This is a genomic window from Polaribacter marinivivus (assembly GCF_042651285.1).
Taxonomy (GTDB): domain Bacteria; phylum Bacteroidota; class Bacteroidia; order Flavobacteriales; family Flavobacteriaceae; genus Polaribacter; species Polaribacter marinivivus.
Genome location: NZ_JBHSCY010000001.1, coordinates 406,284 through 426,775, shown reverse-complemented (window position 1 = coordinate 426,775; position 20,492 = coordinate 406,284). Strand labels below are relative to the sequence as shown.

20 protein-coding genes are annotated in these 20,492 nt (G+C 28.2%); 6 read left to right on the top strand and 14 right to left on the bottom strand.

Going from position 1 to position 20,492, the window contains the following annotated elements; genetic code table 11:
* Window positions 1–3 precede the first annotated feature (3 nt).
* Window positions 4–1,545 (top strand): glycine--tRNA ligase, encoded by a 1,542-nt coding sequence (locus ACFOWD_RS01970; protein ID WP_377407664.1) that lies wholly within the window; start codon window positions 4–6, stop codon window positions 1,543–1,545.
* 81 nt (window positions 1,546–1,626) lie between these two features.
* Here the strand turns inward: ACFOWD_RS01970 and ACFOWD_RS01965 are convergent, their stop codons facing one another.
* Genes ACFOWD_RS01965 through ACFOWD_RS01945 form a run of 5 tightly spaced genes read right to left on the bottom strand, consistent with a single transcriptional unit; the run spans window position 1,627 to window position 7,385 of the window.
* On the bottom strand, window positions 1,627–2,124 hold the full coding sequence (locus ACFOWD_RS01965) for a DUF3575 domain-containing protein (protein ID WP_298989736.1): 498 nt from the start codon (window positions 2,122–2,124) through the stop codon (window positions 1,627–1,629).
* An 11-nt stretch (window positions 2,125–2,135) separates the two neighbouring features.
* Entirely contained in the window at window positions 2,136–2,654 is a 519-nt protein-coding gene (locus ACFOWD_RS01960) for a DUF3575 domain-containing protein (protein WP_298989725.1), read from the bottom strand.
* Window positions 2,655–2,705: 51 nt separating this feature from the next.
* Window positions 2,706–6,083, bottom strand: a complete 3,378-nt coding sequence (locus tag ACFOWD_RS01955) for a hypothetical protein (protein WP_377407661.1) — start codon at window positions 6,081–6,083, stop codon at window positions 2,706–2,708.
* A gap of 55 nt (window positions 6,084–6,138) precedes the next feature.
* Entirely contained in the window at window positions 6,139–6,621 is a 483-nt protein-coding gene (locus ACFOWD_RS01950) for a methylated-DNA--[protein]-cysteine S-methyltransferase (RefSeq protein ID WP_377407659.1), read from the bottom strand.
* Entirely contained in the window at window positions 6,621–7,385 is a 765-nt protein-coding gene (locus tag ACFOWD_RS01945; RefSeq protein WP_377407657.1) for a TatD family hydrolase, read from the bottom strand. The genes ACFOWD_RS01950 and ACFOWD_RS01945 overlap by 1 nt, the downstream gene beginning before the upstream one ends.
* Before the next feature lie 102 nt (window positions 7,386–7,487).
* Here ACFOWD_RS01945 and ACFOWD_RS01940 point away from each other — a divergent pair, with 102 nt between their 5' ends.
* From ACFOWD_RS01940 to ACFOWD_RS01930, 3 genes are all read left to right on the top strand, one after another.
* Complete coding sequence (locus ACFOWD_RS01940; RefSeq protein WP_377407655.1) at window positions 7,488–8,840, top strand: DEAD/DEAH box helicase; 1,353 nt, start codon at window positions 7,488–7,490, stop codon at window positions 8,838–8,840.
* Window position 8,841: 1 nt separating this feature from the next.
* A complete protein-coding gene (locus ACFOWD_RS01935) occupies window positions 8,842–9,210 on the top strand; it encodes a Na(+)-translocating NADH-quinone reductase subunit F (protein ID WP_298989711.1) in 369 nt (122 codons plus the stop codon).
* A gap of 123 nt (window positions 9,211–9,333) precedes the next feature.
* Window positions 9,334–10,314: a PorP/SprF family type IX secretion system membrane protein gene (locus ACFOWD_RS01930; protein WP_377407653.1), complete on the top strand. Its 981-nt coding sequence runs from the start codon at window positions 9,334–9,336 to the stop codon at window positions 10,312–10,314.
* On the opposite strand, the gene murI is transcribed toward ACFOWD_RS01930, so the two are convergent.
* The 8 genes from murI to ACFOWD_RS01890 form a co-directional block, all read right to left on the bottom strand.
* Window positions 10,311–11,108, bottom strand: a complete 798-nt coding sequence (murI, locus tag ACFOWD_RS01925) for a glutamate racemase (RefSeq protein WP_377407651.1) — start codon at window positions 11,106–11,108, stop codon at window positions 10,311–10,313. The genes ACFOWD_RS01930 and murI overlap by 4 nt on opposite strands.
* A gap of 67 nt (window positions 11,109–11,175) precedes the next feature.
* Window positions 11,176–11,682 (bottom strand): OmpH family outer membrane protein, encoded by a 507-nt coding sequence (locus tag ACFOWD_RS01920; RefSeq protein ID WP_298989686.1) that lies wholly within the window; start codon window positions 11,680–11,682, stop codon window positions 11,176–11,178.
* A gap of 36 nt (window positions 11,683–11,718) precedes the next feature.
* A complete protein-coding gene (locus ACFOWD_RS01915) occupies window positions 11,719–12,534 on the bottom strand; it encodes an OmpH family outer membrane protein (protein WP_298989684.1) in 816 nt (271 codons plus the stop codon).
* Between the two features lie 64 nt (window positions 12,535–12,598).
* Window positions 12,599–15,124, bottom strand: coding sequence for an outer membrane protein assembly factor BamA (bamA, locus tag ACFOWD_RS01910; RefSeq protein WP_377407648.1), 2,526 nt, complete (start codon window positions 15,122–15,124; stop codon window positions 12,599–12,601).
* Window positions 15,105–15,848 (bottom strand): isoprenyl transferase, encoded by a 744-nt coding sequence (locus ACFOWD_RS01905; RefSeq protein ID WP_298989679.1) that lies wholly within the window; start codon window positions 15,846–15,848, stop codon window positions 15,105–15,107. Before ACFOWD_RS01905 ends, bamA begins: the two co-directional genes overlap by 20 nt.
* Before the next feature lie 4 nt (window positions 15,849–15,852).
* The gene (gene porG / locus ACFOWD_RS01900; protein ID WP_377407646.1) at window positions 15,853–16,530 is read right to left on the bottom strand and encodes a type IX secretion system protein PorG; all 678 of its coding nucleotides are present in this window, start codon (window positions 16,528–16,530) and stop codon (window positions 15,853–15,855) included.
* A 105-nt stretch (window positions 16,531–16,635) separates the two neighbouring features.
* Window positions 16,636–17,535, bottom strand: coding sequence for an NAD kinase (locus ACFOWD_RS01895; protein WP_377407644.1), 900 nt, complete (start codon window positions 17,533–17,535; stop codon window positions 16,636–16,638).
* Between the two features lie 32 nt (window positions 17,536–17,567).
* Window positions 17,568–18,227 carry a CBS domain-containing protein gene (locus ACFOWD_RS01890; protein WP_377407642.1) on the bottom strand — a complete coding sequence of 220 codons (660 nt, stop codon included), beginning with the start codon at window positions 18,225–18,227 and terminating at the stop codon, window positions 17,568–17,570.
* 61 nt (window positions 18,228–18,288) lie between these two features.
* On the opposite strand from ACFOWD_RS01890, the gene ACFOWD_RS01885 reads away from it, so the two are divergent.
* Both ACFOWD_RS01885 and ACFOWD_RS01880 read left to right on the top strand, forming a co-directional pair.
* Window positions 18,289–19,002, top strand: coding sequence for a pyridoxine 5'-phosphate synthase (locus ACFOWD_RS01885; RefSeq protein WP_377407640.1), 714 nt, complete (start codon window positions 18,289–18,291; stop codon window positions 19,000–19,002).
* Between the two features lie 49 nt (window positions 19,003–19,051).
* Window positions 19,052–19,825, top strand: coding sequence for an alpha/beta fold hydrolase (locus ACFOWD_RS01880; RefSeq protein WP_377407638.1), 774 nt, complete (start codon window positions 19,052–19,054; stop codon window positions 19,823–19,825).
* Here the strand turns inward: ACFOWD_RS01880 and ACFOWD_RS01875 are convergent.
* Window positions 19,812–20,423, bottom strand: a complete 612-nt coding sequence (locus tag ACFOWD_RS01875; protein ID WP_377407636.1) for a type IV pili methyl-accepting chemotaxis transducer N-terminal domain-containing protein — start codon at window positions 20,421–20,423, stop codon at window positions 19,812–19,814. The two genes, ACFOWD_RS01880 and ACFOWD_RS01875, sit on opposite strands and share 14 nt — an antisense overlap.
* Window positions 20,424–20,492 lie beyond the last annotated feature (69 nt).

Sequence of the window (20,492 nt, the reverse complement as noted above, 5' to 3'; positions counted from 1 at the left end):
ATTATGGCAAAACAAGAAGATCAGTTTAAAAAAGTTTTATCGCACGCAAAAGAATATGGTTATGTTTTTCAATCATCAGAAATATATGATGGTTTAAGTGCGGTTTACGATTATGCTCAAAATGGAGTTGAGCTTAAAAAAAATATTAGAGATTATTGGTGGAAAGCAATGGTACAAATGCATGAAAATATTGTAGGTATAGATGCTGCAATTTTAATGCACCCAACTACTTGGAAAGCTTCTGGTCATGTAGATGCTTTTAATGATCCTTTAATAGATAATAAAGATTCTAAAAAACGTTACAGAGCTGATGTTTTAGTAGAGGATTTTAGAGAAAAAATAAACGAAAAAATAAATAAAGATATTACCAAAGCTAAAAAACGCTTTGGAGATGCTTTTAATGAAGAAGAATTTAGAAGTACAAACCCAAATGTGTTACGTCGTCAAAAACAAATGGACGAAATTACAGTTGAGTTAACTAGAGTTCAAGAAGAAAATGATTTAGAAGGATTTAGAAATCTAATATTAGATTTAGGAATTGTTTGCCCTGTTTCTGGTTCTAAAAACTGGACAGAGGTTAAGCAATTTAATTTAATGTTTGGAACTCAAATTGGAGCTTCTGCTGAAAATTCTACACAAGTATATTTAAGACCAGAAACTGCTCAAGGTATTTTTGTAAACTTTTTAAATGTGCAAAAAACTGGGCGCATGAAAATTCCTTTTGGAATTGCACAAACTGGTAAAGCTTTTAGAAATGAAATTGTAGCTAGACAATTTATTTTTAGAATGCGTGAGTTTGAACAAATGGAAATGCAGTTTTTTGTAAAACCAGGCACTCAAAAAGAATGGTATGAAGCTTGGAAACAAACTCGTTTAAAATGGCATTTGAGTTTAGGTATGGGAGCAGAAAACTATCGTTTTCATGACCATGATAAATTAGCTCATTATGCAGATGCAGCTGCAGATATAGAATTTAATTTTCCTTTTGGCTTTAAAGAATTAGAAGGTATTCATTCTAGAACAGATTTCGATTTAAGTCAACATGAAGAGTATTCAGGTAAAAAATTACAATATTTTGACCATACAGAAAACAAAAGCTATGTACCTTATGTTGTAGAAACTTCTATAGGTTTAGACAGAATGTTTTTAGCTGTTTTCTCTAAATCTCTTGTTGAGGAAGAGTTAGAAAACGGAACAACAAGAACGGTTTTAAAGTTACCAGCAGTTTTAGCACCTTATAAAGCAGCGATTTTACCTTTAGTTAAAAAAGATGGCTTACCAGAAGTTGCACGTAAAATCATGGATGAATTAAAATGGGATTTTAATGTGTTTTATGATGAGAAAGATGCAGTTGGTAAACGTTATAGAAGACAAGATGCAGCAGGTACACCTTTTTGTATTACAGTAGATCATGATTCTTTAGAAGATGATTCTGTAACAATTAGACATAGAGATACTATGGAACAAAAAAGAGTTAAAATTTCTGATTTAAAAGCTATTATTAAAGCAGAAGTTGATGTAAAAAAGTGGTTACAGAAAATGTAATTAAAATAAGATAAAGCAATAAAAAAGAGAATTTCTATAACAGAAATTCTCTTTTTTTATGTTTACTAACTGCTAACTGAGTTAAAATCTCCAACCCACATTAACACCAACTCTAGGCACTAAAACAGGAGAGTCAGATCCAAATAAATTACGACCAACACCTGCATAAGCATCTATTATTAAACCACCTGTTGAAACGTATTTTGTACCTACAGCAATACCTAATGCTCCATCTGTATATTTTAAATCATAAACTCCAGAGTCTTTTGTAGATTCTTTTTTACCAGAATTTATACCTAAAAAACCCTCCCCAAAAAAGTTCCATTGTTTTTCAGTTGTAAAATAATGACGATAATAAGGAGTAATCATCATGTTTTCATTATACCTAAAGTCTGCTGATTGTTTTGCCAAATTAAATAAAGCAGAAATACCAAAAGAAGAATTTTCATTAATGTAATTTTCATAAGAAAATTCTAAACTTCTAATGACTAGTGCATCTGCAACATCTAACTTTATTTCTTTTTGTGAAAAACATGAAATGCTAACTAAAAATGCGAAAAATAAAATAAACTTTTTCATATATAAATGTATTAAAATCTGTATCCAACTGAAATTGCAACTCTACCAAAGCCTTCATAATCTGTGTCTCCTGATAAGTTTCTACCAACACCTAACAACAACTCTGTAGAAAAACCTTGTTTAGAAACAAATTTTCCTCCAACAGAAACGCCTAGTGCAAAACCTGTTGTAAATTCATTTGAAGATGTAAAAAGGTTTGTGTATTCTCTAGCTGAAAATAATGAGCCAAAACCTTCTACAAAAAAACCTCTTGCAAATTTACCTGAAAAATATCTTCTATAAAATGGAGTTAATTGGTAATTTAAGTCTGTTTCACTTTTATCTGTATTAATTGCAGCAGTTATACCAAAAGATGATTCTTCATTAATTAAATTTTCATAAGAAACGTCTATCCATTTTGCTGCGATTAACGTTAATGCATTTAATTTAATTTCATGTTTTTTGTTAACATCTTGAGGAAACTTCTCATCTGTTTGAGCAAAAGTTACAACAGTGCAAGTAAGTAATAAAACTAATAACAGTTTTTTCATTTTTTGTAAATTGATTTAAAACAAATGTATTAAAAAGACATAGAATACAACTTAAAAATTAGCTCTTAATTGTACGTTACCTGTATGAATAGTTTTGGAGGTTTCACTTTTTCTTCCAAAATAACTTAGGTTTAAGTTTAAAAAAGAATTTAATTTTTGATTAAAAATAACATTCCAAGTATAGTTTTTGCCTGCTTGTAAACCTTCTAGCATTTGGTAAGCAACAGGTGAGTTTGTAGATCCAACAAAATCATTTAAAAAGTAGTTTACATTTGCAGAAATTTGATTTTGTTTTTTACTAATATAAAAATATTCAACACCAAATTTATGTTGCTGTAAAGACTCGAAATTTTGAATTATATTTTCTTTATTTTTTAAATGATAAAATGCAGAAAATCTATTGTTTTGATTGTATAAGAAACTAATTTTTGGTTGAATTTCAAACTCATTTAAATCATAATTTCTATCTGCAAAATTTTCTGTTTCTAAACTGTTTTCAGCAAGTTTTCCCATTAAATTTATTAACCAAAAATCTGCAAATTTATGAGTGTAATCTAATTGATGTAAATTAATTTTATTTTCTTGATTCCCAATAAAGTATTGTTGTTTAATATTAGAGTTTCCATAGGTGTACGTCATACTATGATTTTGTAATCCTCTATTGTAAAAAAGTGAGTTTCTAATATTATAATTCAAAGAAATTAGAGAATTTTCATTAAAATCAAAAGGGTTTAGTTGAAATGAATTTTCAACTCTTTCTTGTTCATTTTCTACCGTTAAATAACTTTGATTATAAAAATGTGATAGTAACTTTTTTAATCCTTTTTGGTTAGCCCATTTACCAGCATTTAACGTAATACTCTGTTGTAATTTGGCACGTTGAGTAGGTATAAATAGTAAATTAGGTTTTGGTAGGCGTAAGTAATTGGCTTGGTCTTGAAATTGTGCAACTTCAAACTCGTTAAAATCTTCAATACCATCATTATTATAATCTATCCAAGTATAATAACCAAGACCTGGTTCTACTTTAATATATAAAAAATCTTGTCTTGCTACATTACCTGAAGAGGTTTCGTAAACTGTACCCAAGTTTAAAAAATTATTAAAAAGTTTTTGATTGTAAACTACTCTTGAATTTAATGTTTTTTCGTCTGTTGTAAAGGCGTTTTCTGTAATTCTATAATTTGCAAAAACACTAAGATTAGTTTTTTTATTTTGTATTAGTTTACTTTTTACATAAAATGTATTTCTATTATTTATTTCAGCAAAAGCATTCGATTTTATACTATCATTATTTCTAAAATTATAACCAAATTTTGCATAGACTTTAGTAGTATCTCCCACACCAAAATAGACTTCAAAATCTTTATATCTATGACTTGTGTTCACAAATTGATTTGTTGTTACGTTTTTTCTAGAGTTAGTTTCAAAATTAACTAAAGATCCAAACCAGGTTTTTTTAAGTTGATAATTTACTTTACCAATTGCTCTAAAAAAAGAGTTATCCTCTAAATTAGAGGTGTTATTAAGCAAACTTACATTAGCAGAAAATGTGGTTCTTCCATTCTTTAAGATCGATGTTAATGTATGTCTATTTCCTTTAAAACCATTATCATAATTTAAATTACTAAAGTTATATTTTATAAAATCGTTGGTTTTATTTTGTAAGATTAGTTCTGATTGAAAATAATTTTTTGTGGCTTTATTTGTTAAAATATTCCAATCTCTATTAAATTCTACAGGCTCCCAAACCTGCTCTGAGTAGAAATTCTTTTGAGCATATTCATGATTTATATTTGTTTTTAACTGCCATTTTTTATCAATTAAAATCTGTTGCCAACCAATTTTGGCAGCAACACCTACATTTTGATTGTCATCTAAAGAAGAGAATAAGTTTTGATCGTAATTACTAACAGCAATCTCTGTATTTAGTTTTGTTTTTTTAGATGAACTATAATCAGATTTTACTAGAAATAATTGAGATTTTGTAGGGGCAACTAAACGAACTATTGGTTCATAATCTCCCATATTAGGACCTACATATACAAATATATTTCCTATAGCTATTGTTCTGTCTAGAACGTAATCACCTTGATTTATTCCAACATTAGTAAATGTTACATTATACAATTCATCTTGTGGATTTGTAGAATATTCAAAAAACTCTACTTGATTATTTGTTGATTTTTTATAAAGAATTTTGTTTTCATCAAATGCATCTAAAAAAGCACTTTCTGCAACCATATTATCAGGATTGTTACCTGCATTTGCCAAAATTTGTTTTTGATTTTCAGATAAACTCTGTTGTATAGGTTGATTTTTAGCATCATTTTCTGAGTAAAAATATCCAGCTATATTAAAGCTTTCACTGTTATATTCAGCTTTTTCATAAGTAATAAATCTAGTGTAGTTTCTATCTGCATATTGGAAATCGATCCAAATTCGCATATCATTAGTAATAGGAAACGTGGTGTTAAAAGTAATTTCACCTAAATTATAGTTTATAGTATAATCTTCATTTTCACCTCTTTTAATTTGTACACCATTCACATAAACTTGTTCTGCACCTTCAATCATTAAAATTACGGCTTCATTATTTGCACCAAAAATTTTATAAGGCCCTTGATTACCTTCTACTGCTGTAAACCTGTATGTATTAAATTTACCTCTAACTATAGAACCAGAAGCTCTTACTTTTAGGTTATCTGTAACTTTTGCCTCAACTTCTAATCCAGAGACTTGTTTCTGAAAAGGGAAAAAGAAAGTTTCGTTATTTTTTATTGATAAATCTCCTGCTTTTACTCTCCAATTTTCATGAAAAATTTCGATAAAAATACGATCGAAGTCTGTTAAATTTTGTGAAGTTCCGTTTTCTTGAATAGGGATGTTAGTGTCAAAAATATTTGCTCTTAAGGTAACACTTTCTGATAGCTTACCTGAAATTTCTAAATCTAATGAAGAGTTAGTAACTGCATTTTGGTTATTACCAGATGTTACTCCTCTTGTAATAAAACCACGAGTTTGCAAACCATTAAAAAGTTTAATTTCTGAGGGTTTTTTATTGGTTGTTAAACTATATAAAATACCATTATTGGTATTGTTTTGTAAAATTAAACTTTCATCAAAAGGAGCATATGTTTTGGTTATAAAATCGGGTAATCTAAAATATTCTACAATGATGTTAGGATATTTTTTAGCATCTATAATTAAAATAGCTTTAGTAAAATCAACAACATACTCAGAAGGTTTAATTTCTAAATTAAACTGATTTAAAACTTTAAACTTTTGTGGATTTATGGCAACTGAATCTAATTGAATGGTGTCTTTTTTTACTTCAATATTTTTTTTTCTAAAATCTGAAGAAATAGTTTGAGATTGGATAGTAACACCAATGCATAAAACAAAAAGAAAAAAGATTTTTTTAAACATAGAAACCTTAACCACTAACGTAAAAATATGTTTTTATGTTTTACAGCAAATAAAATTAAAATAGAGATTGTTGTTTATTGGGGTTTTCGTGCTGTAATAACCATTTTTTTCGCCAAATACCACCTGCATAACCTGTTAAAGAACCATCTGAACCTATAACTCTATGACAAGGTATAACAATCCAAATAGGGTTTTTGCCATTTGCAGAAGCTACAGCTCTTATGGCTTTTACATCTCCTAAAGCTTTGCTTTGTTCTAAATAAGTTCTAGTTTTATTAAAAGGAATGTTTAATAATTCTTGCCAAACTTTTTTTTGGAATTCTGTACCTTGAGGATTTAGCTTTAAATCAAAGGTCTTTCTTTCTCCTTTAAAATATTCATCAAGTTGAGAAACACATTCTATTAAACATTCAGGAATAATTGCAGAACTACTTATAGTTTCATCATCTAATACAGAAATAGATTGAATGCCATTATTATTACCTACAATTTTTGCTGTACCTATTGGACTTTTATAGTATGTGGTTTTTAATTCCATTAAACTCCAAAAATATCTCTAGAATTTTGAGTTGTAATTTCTGAAATTTCTTGAAAATTTAAATCGTAAATATCAACAAGTTTATCAATAACATTGGTAATATATGAAGATTCATTTCTTTTTCCTCTATAAGGAGTAGGAGCTAAATAAGGTGCATCTGTTTCTAAAACTATGTGTTTTAAATCTATTTGATTTAGAAATTTATCAATCTTACCATTTTTAAATGTAACAACCCCACCAATTCCTAATTTGATGTTATAAGAAATAGCCTGTTTTGCCTGTTCTAAAGTGCCAGTAAAACAATGAAATATTCCTCTTAAGTCTTCTCCTTTTTCAGATTCTAAAACTTCAAAAATCTCGTCAAAGGCATCTCTACAATGAATAACAATAGGTAGTTTTTTTTCTTTTGCCCATTTTATTTGAGTTCTAAAAGCTTCTTGTTGTTGTGGTAAAAAACTTTTATCCCAATATAAATCTATCCCAATTTCTCCAATTGCAATAAAGTTTCTTTTATCTATCCACTCTTTAACATGAGCTAATTCTTCTTTATAGTTTTCTTTTACAGAAGTAGGGTGTAAGCCCATCATTAAAAAAACATCATTAGGATTTTCTTGCTCTAAATCTAGCATTCTTTGAGTATAAGAAGCATCTATTGCAGGGATAAAAAAACGAGTAATACCTGCATTTTTAGCACGACTAATCATCTCTTTTCTGTCTTCATCAAATTGTTCTGAATATAAATGAGTATGCGTATCTGTAATCATTATAGCCTATAAATTTTCATTAACAAAACTACAAATTATTCTTCCTTTAAAGTGCTATTGTATCACGTTTTATAAAACGTACCTTTGCAAAAAGATTTGTAAATGACTTTTCAAGAATTAGACCTTTCTAATCAGCTGCAATATGCCATTGATGATTTAGGTTTCGAAAACCCAACTCCAATTCAAGAGCAGGCTTTTTCTGTGGTTAGATCTGGTAAAGATATGGTTGGAATTGCGCAAACTGGTACAGGAAAAACCTTTGCTTATATGATGCCAATTTTACGAGATTTAAAATTCTCTAAGCAAAAACATCCAAGAGTTTTAGTCCTTGTACCAACTCGTGAATTGGTTTTACAAGTAGTTGATGAAATTGAAAAACTTGCAAAATATATAAATGTTCGTGTTTTAGGAGTTTATGGTGGCACAAATATAAACACACAGAAACAAGCTATTTTACAAGGGCAAGATATTATTGTTGCTACTCCAGGTCGTTTGTATGATTTAGGCTTAAGTAATGCTTTAAAGTTAAAATCTATTCAAAAATTAGTGATAGATGAAGTAGATGTAATGTTAGATTTAGGTTTTAGATTTCAGTTAATGAATATCTTTGATATTATACCTGAGAAAAGACAAAACATTCTATTTTCTGCAACAATGACAGAAGATGTAGACCAATTAATTTACGATTACTTTAAAAACCCAAATAAAATTTCAATTGCAGTAAGTGGAACACCACTTGATAATATTGAGCAAGTAGCATACAATGTACCTAACTTTTTTACTAAAGTCAATTTATTAAATCATCTATTACAGGATAAAGAAACCTACAATAAAGTATTAATTTTTGTTGCTTTTAAACGAACAGCAGATTATTTATTTAAGCACTTAGAAGAAGTTTTTGGTAGTGAAACTTGTGTAATACATTCTAATAAAACTCAAAATTATAGAATACGATCTATTAGACAATTTGATGAAGGTAATAATCGAATTTTAGTAGCAACAGATGTTATGGCTCGTGGTTTAGATTTTGATAATGTTAGCCATGTAATAAATTTTGATACACCAGATTTTCCTGAAAATTATATGCACAGAATTGGTAGAACAGGAAGAGCAGAAAAAGCTGGAAAAACAATTTTATTATCTACTGAAAAAGAGCAAGAAGCTAAATTGAATATAGAGGAATTAATGAATTATAAAATTCCTTTACTAGAAATACCTGAAGATGTAGAAATTTCTATACTTTTAACAGAAGATGAACGTCCAAGAGAAGATATAGAGCAATCTAAAAATAGAACAGGATTAGAATATGTTCCTGGGCCTGCTTTCCATGAAAAAAGTGAAAAAAATAAAAAAGTAAATTTAGGAGGTTCTTACAGAAGAGAAATTGCTAAAAAATATAAAAAGCCAAAAACTAGAGGAGACAAAAACTATAACAAACGAAATAAGAAAAAATAAAATGCAGATTTTAACAGCACAAGAACTTCATAATTTAGCAATGAATATTGTTGGTGAAAAACTTGAAAAAATGGGCTATGAATTTCAAGCAATTAATAGTCAGTTAAAAAGACATCCTCAGTTTGTTTTATTTAAAAAAGGTGAGCCTACGATTTTTGTATTAGTAAAAGCTTCAAATAACTTACAAAATCCAAATGATGATTATGATAAAATTTGGATGGAAACTTTTAAACAACATGCCATAAAAAATAATGCAAAAGTTTGGTTTGCAGGTGTTGGTATTGCTAATGCAGAAAGTGTAGAAAACCCTGTTTTTAAAGACCAACCCTACTATGTAGCTTTCGAAGACTTTGTAAAAATAATTGAATAAAGTTTTAGCATTAAAATAAACTCCAAATATATCAGTTATATACTATGTTAAATATTTATTTGAAAACATATATTTTCTTATAAAATGAATATATTTGAATTCTTAAAAAAATTAAAATTTTAAATGAAATTTATCTTTAGGTTACTCCTACTTTTTGTTTGTACTTTTTCATTTAAAAGTTATGCTCAAGAAACCTTACCAATTTATCAAGATTATTTATCAGATAACGTGTATTTAGTACACCCATCTGCTGCAGGTATAGGTAACTCAAGTAAATTACGTTTAACAGCTAGACAACAATGGGCAGGTATACCAAATGCTCCTTCTTTACAAACTTTAAGTTTTCATACTAGATTTGGAGAGTATTCTAATGCAGGTTATGGTTTAGTATTATTTAATGATAAAAACGGATTTCATTCACAAAAAGGAATTCAAGGTACATATGCATATCATTTACCTATGGGAAATGGTAAATACTTTAATCAATTATCTTTTGGATTATCTTTTACGTTTGTTCAAAATCAATCAGATCAAAGAACATTTACAGGAGATAGAGCAGTAGCAGCTATTGTGCAAAGCACAAGTTATTATAATGCAGATTTTGGTGTAGCTTATCATTATGGAGGATTATCTTCTTACTTTACAGTTAAAAATTTACTGCTAACAGCTAAGAATAACTTAAATGTTCAAGAAAATTTAGATTTAAGAAATTATATATTTTCAGCTGGATACTATTTTGGAGAAGATTTATTTGCTCAATTTGAGCCTTCAATTATGTTACAATTTAGAGAAGGTACAGGAGAAAGAATTGCAGACATTAACTTAAAAGCCTATAAGAATATTTCTGAATCTCAACTTTGGGCAGCCTTATCTTACAGAAGATCATTTGATGCAAATGCAATACAAAATGCAGAATTTATAACTCCAGTAATTGGTTTAAATTATAAAAACTGGATGTTTTCTTATACATATACTAGTCAAATTAACGAAGTGGTACTAACAAATACTGGTTTTCATCAAGTATCAGTTGGTTTAAATCTTTGGACTAGAGAGCCTAGAGCAGCAGCTTGTCCTAATATTAATTCTGCTTTTGGAAGATTCTAAAAACTTAATTGATCTACAAAACAATTACTAATACCAGAATTTATAATTAAGTTTTCTAGTACAGTTTTGTTTTTGTTTATATAAAACTGATGCTTGCCAATTGAAGTAGCAAGGCTTAAGATATTATTTTTATGCAAAACAGCTTTAGTTTGTTTAGCAACAGCTTCACCAGAATCTATTATTTGAATTTTATTTCCTACGATTTCTCTAATTTGAGGAATGAGATATGGGTAATGAGTACAACCTAAAACTAAACAATCTATGTTCTCTTTTAATAGCGGATGTAAATAGCTTTCTAATAATTTTTTCATTTCAATAGAAGCAATTTTGCCAGACTCTATTAATGAAACCAAACCTTTACCTTCTATTTCTTTAATCATTGTTTTCTGCCTTATACTACTTGAAGTTTTTTCAAATAAATCACTTGTTAATGTTCCTTTAGTAGCAAGAATTCCAATAACATTTGTTTTTGTCTGTAAAGATGCTGGTTTTATAGCAGGTTCTATACCTATAAATGGTACACTATATTCTTTTCTTAAAATATCAATAGCATTTGTAGTAGCTGTATTACAAGCAACAACAACAATTTTAGCCCCTTTTTCTAATAATAAATCTGTATTTTTTTTAGCAAGATGAATAATCTGCTCCTTAGATTTTTCTCCATAAGGCGCATTTATACTATCAGATAGATAAATAGTATTTTCATTAGGTAAGAGTTCTGCAATCTCTTTCCAGATTGATGTACCACCAACACCAGAGTCAAATATTCCTATAGGTGTATTATTAGATTTCATATGGTTGTAAAAATAAAAAAAAACCTACTGAAGAGTAGGTTTTTTTATTTTAATAAAAGTTTCTTTTTTAGAAGCCTAATTTTGCTTTAACTGCAGCATATAAGTCTTCACCTTTTTTAACTAATAAGCCTTTACCAACAGAAGCATCTAATACATATAAAATACCTTTTGTAGCAGCAACCTCTTCAATAGCTTTTTGAGCTTTTTCGATAATTGGTTTTAAGCCTTCAGCTTGTTTTTTCTGCATTTCTTGATAAGCAGTTTGTCTTAATTGCTCATACCTTTGATTATCTGTTTGAACTTCTTTAGCTCTAATTTCGTTAATCTCTTTAGTCTGATTATTTTGCTCTGCAGTATATTTTTTCATTTTAGCATCTAATTTCTTAGCCATACCTTCTATTTCGTCTTGGTATGTTTTACCTAATTTTTCGATATCTGCTTTCAATTGTTTTGTTGCTGGCATTTCAGCTACTAATTTTTCAAAGTCTATGTGTCCCATTTTTTGTGCATTTGCAACACCACCTAACCCTAAAGTAAATACAGCAATTAATAGTAAAGATTTTAAATTTCTCATCCTGATTTTCATTTAATTATTATTCTTGTCTTTTGTTTAATTATCTTCTTTTTTCTTTTTCTCTGCTTCTTTTTTCTTTCTTAGCGCTTCTTTTTTTTCTCTTAACAACTTTCTTTTTTCTTCTCTTTGTTTTAAAAGAGCTTTACGCTTTTCTTCAATAGCTTTTTTCTTAGCTTCTTTATCTGCTTTCTTTTTAGCTAAAGCATCTTCTTTTTTAGAATTAGCTTCTTCTTTCTTAGCTAAAATTTCTTTTTGTTTAACAGTTAAATCTTTATTTGGTAGCTTAGAAGCTTCTGTTTTCTTTTTACGCTCCTCTTGCTTTTTATTTGCTAATCTTGTTCTGTCTATGGTTGATAAAACGAGGTCGCTAATATCGTATTTTTTATTGGAATACAACATGATTAAATCACTAGATTTTTCAAAAACAAAATCATACTTTTTTCTAGCTGCAATACTCTGTATTGCATTATAAACTTGATCTTGAATAGGTTTAACCAATTGCTTTCTTACTAAAAACATATCACCTTTTGGACCAAAATATAAAGATTCTAATCTTCTAAGTTCTTGCTGCTTTAGCGTAATCTCTTCCTCTTTCTCTTCGATTAAATCTTTTGTTAATATTGCCTTTTCGTTTGCTAAATCTGTTTTTAATACTTCTATATGTCTTGCTTGATCATCTAGTTTTTTGCGCCATTTTGCAACTTTAGCATCTAATGTATTTTGTGCTTGTAAATATTCTGGAACATTTTCTAGAATGTATTCCATATCTATAAAAGCAATTAACTGATTTCTTTGAGACCAAAAGTTTGTTACAGTAAATAAAAGAACGACTAATAAAAAATACTTTTTCATTTGTATAATGTGTTTAGAAAAAACCGTGCCAAAAAAAATTGAACTTTACAAATGTACATTTTTCTTAGAACTGTCTACCAATAATAAAATGTGTTTGCCAGCCAGATTTTTCTGTGAAACCAGGTAATGGGTCAAAACCATGAGCAAAGTCTATCCCTAATAATCCAAATGCAGGCATAAATATTCTTATCCCTAGTCCAGCTGATCGTTTTAATTCAAACGGATTAAACGTGCTAAAATTGTCATAAGAGTTACCAGCTTCTAAAAATCCTAAAGTATATATAGAAGCAGAAGGAGAATCTGTAATAGAATATCTTAGCTCTAATTGAAATTTATTATAAATAGAACCTCCATCTACAGAAGATAATCTATTGTTTTCATAACCTCTTAATCCAATAACCTCTCTACCATCTAATTGAAAAACAGCAATTCCATCACCACCAACAAAGAATCGTTCGAAAGGAGATAAGCCAATTTCTGAGTTATAGAAACCTAGATATCCCATTTCTGCATTAGTCATTAATACTAATTTATCTGTAAAAGAAGTATACCATTTACCTTTTGCTTTAATTTTATAATATTCTAACCATTTATATTTTTCTGCAGCATCTAATTGAGAGTAATCTCTATCATTCAATAAAGAATAAGGGAAAGTTGCTTTAACTCCTATAGAAAATTCTGAACCATAAGTTGGGAAAATTAAACTTGGTCCTGCAGAGTTTCTTGTAAGAGAAACATTATATGATAAGTTATTTAATGTACCATTATTTAAAACATCATTACCAACTCTAAAACCATAGTTATTTAAATTAAAGCTTTGATAAGCAATGGTTTGTGATAATTGGAAAAAATCATCTGGCCATTTTAATCTTTGACCTAAACCTATAGAAGCTCCAACAATTCCTAAACTTCTACTTCTATCCACATCAAAAGTCTGAGGATTTATTTGAAATTGATTTGAAGAATATACAGAAAAAGATAAAGATTTTGGTTTTTTACCTCCTAACCAAGGTTCTGTAAATGAGAAACTATATGTATTAAAAGTTCTGCTAGATTGTAAACGTAAAGATAAACTCTGACCATCTCCCATTGGTAATGGTTTATAGGCTTCTTTATTAAAAATATTTCTTATTGAAAAGTTATTAAAAGATAAACCTAAAGTACCTATAAAAGATCCACCACCATAACCACCTTGTAATTCTATTTGGCTACCTCCTTTTTCTACAACAGTAAAATCTATATCTGCAGTTTTATTATTGTAATCTGGTATAACATCTGGTACTACATTTTGATCAAAGAACCCTAATTGACCTATTTCTCTAATAGATCTAATAATGTTAGTTCTACTAAATAAATCACCAGGTTTTACACGTAATTCTCTAAAAATAACATGATCATTTGTTTTGTCATTTCCAGAAACAGTTACTTTTCTAATACGTGCTTTTTCATCTTCACGTATTCTAATTTCAACTGTAATCGAGTCATTTTGTACTTTAGTTTCAACAGCATTTACTTGAGAGAATAAGAAACCACTATCTTGATACAAAGTAGATAAATCTTCTGATGTAGGAGTTCCATCACCCTTTACACGTTCTTTTAAAACGGCTCCATTATATACGTCTCCTTTATCAATTCTTAAAACTTCATTTAACTCTTCGTCTGTGTATTCTTTATTTCCTACAAAGATGATTTCTGCAAATCTATATTGTCTACCTTCTTCTAAATCAATATCGATATTAATTGTATTGTCATCATTCCAAGAAATTTTATCATCTAAAATTCTTGCATCTCTAAAACCTAATCTACTGTATTTATCTAAAATACTTTCTAAATCTTCTTGATAGTCTTCTTCTATAAACTTAGAGCCTTTCCAAAATCTACCAACAAATTTTCTTTTGGTATTAGACATGGCTTTTCTTAATTTCTTATCAGAAATTTTTTCATTACCATTAAAGTTTATGTTCTTGATTTTAATTTTTTTGCCCTTATCTATAAACACATTCATGTTTACAGTATTAAGGTCTGTAGTATCGTTTACAATGTCAAGGTTTACTTTTGTCTTTAAAAAACCTTTATCTGTATATTTTTTTGTAAAGTAATTTTTAGTAGTTACAATAAGGTTATCTGTAACCATAACACCAGTTTTTAACTCAGCGTCTTTAATTAGTTCTTTTTGTTTTGATTTTTTTACACCAGATATTTTAATTTGATTTAATTGAGGTAACTCTTGCACATCAAACTGTAAATACACAGTATTTCCATCAATTCTTGCTAAATAAACATCTACGTTACTAAACTGTTTACTTTCGTATAACTTTTTAATAGCACTAGTTAGTTTGTCTCCAGGAAGTTTTATGACTTGTCCGTTTCTTAATCCTGTAAAAACTTTTACAGTTTCTTCACTAAACTTTTTTAAGCCTGTAACTGTAATACCACCTAAAATATATTCTTTCCCTTTTTCGAAAGTTATATTTTTAGATATAGTATCTTTTTGTACTTGTGCATTAGCACTAAAACTAAAAAATAGTGCAAACAGCACTACTGTATATGAAGTTAATTTTAAATAAAATTTACTTTGTAAGTTGTTCACTTGTTTTTCCAAATCGTCTTTCTCTATTCTGGTAATCTATGACAGCGTCATAAAAATGTTCTTGTCTAAAATCTGGCCAAAGTACATCTGTAAAATATAATTCGGCATATGCCATTTGCCATAACAAAAAGTTACTAATGCGTTGTTCTCCACTAGTTCTTATCATTAAATCGACATTGGGCAAATTAAATGTATATAAATGGTTATTAATAGTATTTTCGTCGATTTTTTCTAAATCGAGTTCTTTATTAACAACTTTTTTAGATATGTTTTTGATTGCATTAACAATTTCTTCTCTTGCTCCATAACTAAGAGCTAATGTTAATACAATTCTGTTATTATTTTTTGTTTGTTCAATAACACTTGCTAAAGTTTGTTGCGCTTTTTTTGGTAAACTTTTAATGTTACCAATTGCATTAACTTTCACTTGATTTTCTTGAAATGTTTTTAATTCGCTATTAAGCGAATTAACAAGAAGTGTCATTAAGGCTTTTACTTCTGTTGAAGGTCTGTTCCAATTTTCAGTAGAAAAAGCATAAAGAGTTATAGCTTCTGTTCCAATTTCGGCTGCTGCTTCTATTGATTGCCTAACAGCTGTTAGTGCATTTCTATGTCCAAAAACACGATTCATACCTTTACTTTTTGCCCAACGTCCATTACCATCCATAATAATGGCAACGTGTTTTGGTACTCTAGTAAGGTCTATACGTAGTTTTTTATCCATATAATTATAATCCGTTAGTATAGCATGGAGGTCTCCCAAAGGTATAAATTAAAGAAACACCAGTAAACATATACCAATCACTATTATTACTTCCAAAATTTAAACTTTGAATAGTGTCTGTTGTGTAATCAATATCGTCATCAAAAGTGTATCTGAATCTACTTTCTAATGAAATTGCCCATGAACCTACCAATTTTGATTTTATGCCTACTCCAAAAGGAATTGCAAATGAGTTTTTATTATCAAAAACATATTGGTTTGGTGCGTTTTCTGATACAACATATTTTGAATTAAAAGCTGCCAATTCTAAAAGGATATATGGTGTCCATGTTTTATCTGATTCAGATAAATTGTAATCGTAAAAATTATATTCTAACCCTATTGCCAATTCGTGAATTGTATTTGTAAAGCTTAAGCCCCTTGTAACTCTAAAATCTGTATCTGCATCTAAATCATTCCCTTCTATAGGTAAATAACTATATGTTGCTCTTAATGCTATTTTCGGATTCCAATTGTATTTAAAAAAAGCAGCTCCAGCTGGTTTATTTGGATAAATATAGTTAGTTCTACCAATATCACCAACATAATTTGACCCACCAAGAGAAACGCCTATCTCATATAATTGGCCTAACATAATATTAGAAAAACCTATGAAAATTATTAATAAAATACTTTTTTTCATCCTAAAAAATAGCGAGCAAATATAGGGATTTCAATTTGCTTAATAAAGTTAATATTCAGTCTTTTTTGAATAACAACTTTTTAAGCTTTTTATTGTATTCGTTTTTTAAATATTATTCTCATTTCTAGTGTCTTCTCCCCATAATAATTTACTTCTTAATGTCTTTAAAAAAGATTGATTTTTAGGGATTATACTCTTAATTGTAAAATGAGCTTTTTTGATGGTAACTTTTGTGTTTTTTGGTATTGAGGCAATTCTTGAATCTAAAGAAATTAAAAATTCTTTTTCTCTTGAGTCTACTTCTAATTGTATAGTAGTTTCATCAGAAATAACCATAGGTCTTGCGTTTAAATTATGAGGCGCAATTGGAGTTATAACTAAGTTCTTAGAATCTGGTGATATTACAGGGCCATTACAACTTAAAGAATAACCAGTAGAACCAGTTGGTGTTGCAATTATTAAACCATCTGACCAATAATTGGTTAAATATTCGTTATTTAAATTGGTTTTTACACCTATCATAGAAGTTGTGTTCTTTCTAGCAATTGTGACTTCGTTTAAAGCAAAGTTAATATCAGAAAATGCATCATTTTTTGGAGAATTAGCTACAGATAATAACGTTCTTTTTTGTACAGAATAATCTCCTTTTAAAATAAGTTCTACACTTTCTTTTATTTCATTTTTGTTTATGGTTGCTAAAAAACCTAACCTACCAGTATTAATACCTAAGATTGGGATATCTAAATCTCTTATATAGGTAACTGCTCTTAAAATTGTACCATCTCCACCTAATGTAAACATAGCTTCAAATGACGAGTTTAAATCTGAAAAGTTTGAATAGGTTGGATACTTTTTTGAGAGAATATTACCTTCTATTAATAAATCGTAGAATTTTTTTTCTATGAAACAAACAATATTATTGGTCTCTAATACATTCAATAAAACTTTTATTTCTTTCTCTGCAGAGATAGAGTAAGATTGACCAAAAATTGCTACTTTTTTCAAAATTTAAATTTTTAAGATTTTATAGCTAAACGTTACATTTCTAAATATTTCTGTAAATATTCTGACCTATTTTTTAAATCTTCTAAATATATATCGTTATCATGCATAGAAATTATTTTATACTCATATCTTCTAAATGTATGCATAATTTCATGTATGTCACTAGATACAATTTTTAATGTTATTTGTACAAAGTCGTTCTTTTTTTCAGAAATATAACAACCTAATAATTTTGCACTATTAGATTCTATAATTTGTGAAATTTCACTCATAGAATAATCGTTTTCTAATTTCTCTACAATTAAAGTTTCACTTTCTTCTATCATAAAAGGACTTGTAGAAAATACATCTAAAACATCACGTAAATCATAATATCCAATATAATCTTTGTTTTTATTTAAAACAGGTATAATATTAGTATCATTATCTGCAAAAATTTTTAACAACTCTAAAACTGTTGCTTTTTCATCAGCAAAAAAAGAATTTAACAAATGAGTGTGCTCAACTAATTCTTGATCATTTTCATTTGTAGTATGAATATCATCCTCTGCAAAAGACCCTAATAATTTATTATTTTCAATTACAGGAAAATGAGTAATTGGGTAATTATCAAAAAGTTCAATTGCATCTGCAACACTACTTTTTAATTTTAGTGGTTTAATCTCATTTAGTATGTAATCTGTAATGTTCATTTGTTACGAATATAGGATAAAATGATTTAATGAGTTACCTTTGCAAACTAATTTTATACGCATGACAAAGTTAAGTGTAAATATTAACAAAATTGCAACTTTACGTAATTCTAGAGGAGGAAATGTACCTAATTTATTAAAGGTTGCTAGAGATATAGAGTCTTTTGGAGCAGAAGGAATTACTATACATCCTAGACCAGATGAACGTCATATACGTTATCAAGATGCTCGTGATTTAAAAGATGTAGTTACCACTGAGTATAATATAGAAGGTAACCCAATACAATCTTTTATGGATTTGGTTTTAGAAGTAAAACCAACACAAGTTACTTTAGTGCCAGATGCAATTGATGCAATTACATCTAATGCTGGATGGGATACTATTAAGCATCAATCGTTTTTAAAAGAAGTTATTACTGAGTTTAAAAACAATAATATTAGAACTTCTATATTTATAGATACTGATAGTAAGTTAATGGAAGCTGCTGCAAAAACAGGTACAGATAGAATAGAATTGTATACAGAACATTTTGCAAGTGAATTTGACAAAGGAAATAAACAAGCTATAGAACCCTATACAGAAGCTGCTGTTTTAGCTCATAAATTAGGCCTTGGTATAAATGCAGGTCATGATTTAAGCTTAGACAATATTAAGTTTTTTAAAGAAAATATTCCCAACTTAGCAGAGGTTTCTATTGGTCATGCCTTAATATCTGAGAGTTTGTATTTAGGACTACAAAACGTAGTGAATATGTATTTGCATAGATTATGCTAGATGTTGTTAAGTCTGAAAATTGAAATTCAAAAAATTTTATCCTAATTAAATGAAACCAATTTTACATTCACAAATTTTAGGAGAAGGTAAACCTTTATTGATATTACATGGTTATTTTGGGATGTCTGATAACTGGCGAACTTTAGGCAACCAGTTTGCAGAAGATTATGAAGTACATTTAATAGACCAAAGAAATCATGGGCGTAGTTTTCATGCAAATGAATTTAATTATGAAGTTTTAGCTGAAGATTTATATAATTATATTCAACATCATCAACTTGAAAATATTTTCTTAATAGGCCATTCTATGGGAGGTAAAACAGCAATGTTATTTGCAGTTACCTATCCAGAATTAGTAGATAAATTAATCGTAGTTGATATATCTCCAAGGGCTTATGAGCCTCATCATAATGCAATTTTAGCTGGATTAAATTCGGTTGATTTTTCTAAACAAAATACAAGACGTTTAGTAGACGATCAAATAAAAAAATATATTCCAGAAATGGGTGTTCGTCAATTTTTATTAAAAAATGTGTATTGGGCAGCAAAAGGTGTTTTAGATTATAGGTTTAATTTAAAATCTTTAACTGATAATAATCCAGAAGTTGGTAAAGCTTTACCTCAGAACACAAAATTTACAAAACCTTCTTTATTTTTAAAAGGAGAAAAGTCGGGTTACATCACAGAAAATGAAAGTTTAATAATTAATGCTCATTTTCCTAATCATAAAATTATAGAAATTAAAAAAGCAGGTCATTGGTTACATGCAGAAAATCCAAAAGATTTTTACAATGAGGTTTGTGTTTTTCTTAAGCCAAATTAGCTTTCTTTTTCTTTTTCTTTTTCAAGATTTCAAAACCAGACATAAAGAAAATATTTAAAAAAATAAGAACAACCATGGTGTTTAAAATGTTCTCTCTAGATTCTATTTTTGCAATTCTTTGTTGTCCAATTGCTTCGTACTCCATAACTATTTTATCCATAAGATTTAAATAGTCGTTTTCATTTAATTTAATCATTTTTACAAAGTTATTTACTTTTTTAATATTGTCTTTGTCATCTATTAATGTTTTAGCAGAGTTGACAATATTATTGTAAAAAGGTTCAATTTTTTTATATAAAAATTCTAGATTTTCGCTTTTATATCTTTTAATGTGGAATTGTTTAAGTTGGTTATGTGATATAATAAACTCATTAATACTGTTTTCTAAAAAAATAATATTAATAAAAGGCGCTGGTTTATTTATTTCATAATAGAGAACTAATTTAATTATTTTCTGACTTCTCATTCTTTGAGAGCCTGCCAGATTAATTACTTCAATATCTTTTTTAATAATCTCTAAATCATTATAAATATAATATTTGTCTATAAAGACAAGAAGAGTAAGCACTATTATTGTAAAATAGAGTCTTTTTTTCATAGCATGGAGGAATTTTTAATAAAGATAACAAATTAAAAACTAAATATTTATAATTAAATAGTTAATGAT

Bases quoted from the DNA above. Each gene is read 5' to 3' on its own strand.
- ACFOWD_RS01940 (WP_377407655.1), top strand. From the start codon at position 7,488: ATGACTTTTCAAGAATTAGACCTTTCTAATCAGCTGCAATATGCCATT.
- ACFOWD_RS01920 (WP_298989686.1), bottom strand. From the start codon at position 11,682: ATGAGAAATTTAAAATCTTTACTATTAATTGCTGTATTTACTTTAGGG.
- ACFOWD_RS01945 (WP_377407657.1), bottom strand. From the start codon at position 7,385: ATGATTACAGATACGCATACTCATTTATATTCAGAACAATTTGATGAA.
- ACFOWD_RS01935 (WP_298989711.1), top strand. From the start codon at position 8,842: ATGCAGATTTTAACAGCACAAGAACTTCATAATTTAGCAATGAATATT.
- ACFOWD_RS01875 (WP_377407636.1), bottom strand. From the start codon at position 20,423: ATGAAAAAAAGACTCTATTTTACAATAATAGTGCTTACTCTTCTTGTC.
- ACFOWD_RS01905 (WP_298989679.1), bottom strand. From the start codon at position 15,848: ATGGATAAAAAACTACGTATAGACCTTACTAGAGTACCAAAACACGTT.
- ACFOWD_RS01915 (WP_298989684.1), bottom strand. From the start codon at position 12,534: ATGAAAAAGTATTTTTTATTAGTCGTTCTTTTATTTACTGTAACAAAC.
- ACFOWD_RS01880 (WP_377407638.1), top strand. From the start codon at position 19,052: ATGAAACCAATTTTACATTCACAAATTTTAGGAGAAGGTAAACCTTTA.
- porG (WP_377407646.1), bottom strand. From the start codon at position 16,530: ATGAAAAAAAGTATTTTATTAATAATTTTCATAGGTTTTTCTAATATT.
- ACFOWD_RS01965 (WP_298989736.1), bottom strand. From the start codon at position 2,124: ATGAAAAAGTTTATTTTATTTTTCGCATTTTTAGTTAGCATTTCATGT.
- ACFOWD_RS01970 (WP_377407664.1), top strand. From the start codon at position 4: ATGGCAAAACAAGAAGATCAGTTTAAAAAAGTTTTATCGCACGCAAAA.
- ACFOWD_RS01930 (WP_377407653.1), top strand. From the start codon at position 9,334: ATGAAATTTATCTTTAGGTTACTCCTACTTTTTGTTTGTACTTTTTCA.
- ACFOWD_RS01955 (WP_377407661.1), bottom strand. From the start codon at position 6,083: ATGTTTAAAAAAATCTTTTTTCTTTTTGTTTTATGCATTGGTGTTACT.
- ACFOWD_RS01960 (WP_298989725.1), bottom strand. From the start codon at position 2,654: ATGAAAAAACTGTTATTAGTTTTATTACTTACTTGCACTGTTGTAACT.
- ACFOWD_RS01885 (WP_377407640.1), top strand. From the start codon at position 18,289: ATGACAAAGTTAAGTGTAAATATTAACAAAATTGCAACTTTACGTAAT.
- murI (WP_377407651.1), bottom strand. From the start codon at position 11,108: ATGAAATCTAATAATACACCTATAGGAATATTTGACTCTGGTGTTGGT.
- ACFOWD_RS01950 (WP_377407659.1), bottom strand. From the start codon at position 6,621: ATGGAATTAAAAACCACATACTATAAAAGTCCAATAGGTACAGCAAAA.
- ACFOWD_RS01890 (WP_377407642.1), bottom strand. From the start codon at position 18,227: ATGAACATTACAGATTACATACTAAATGAGATTAAACCACTAAAATTA.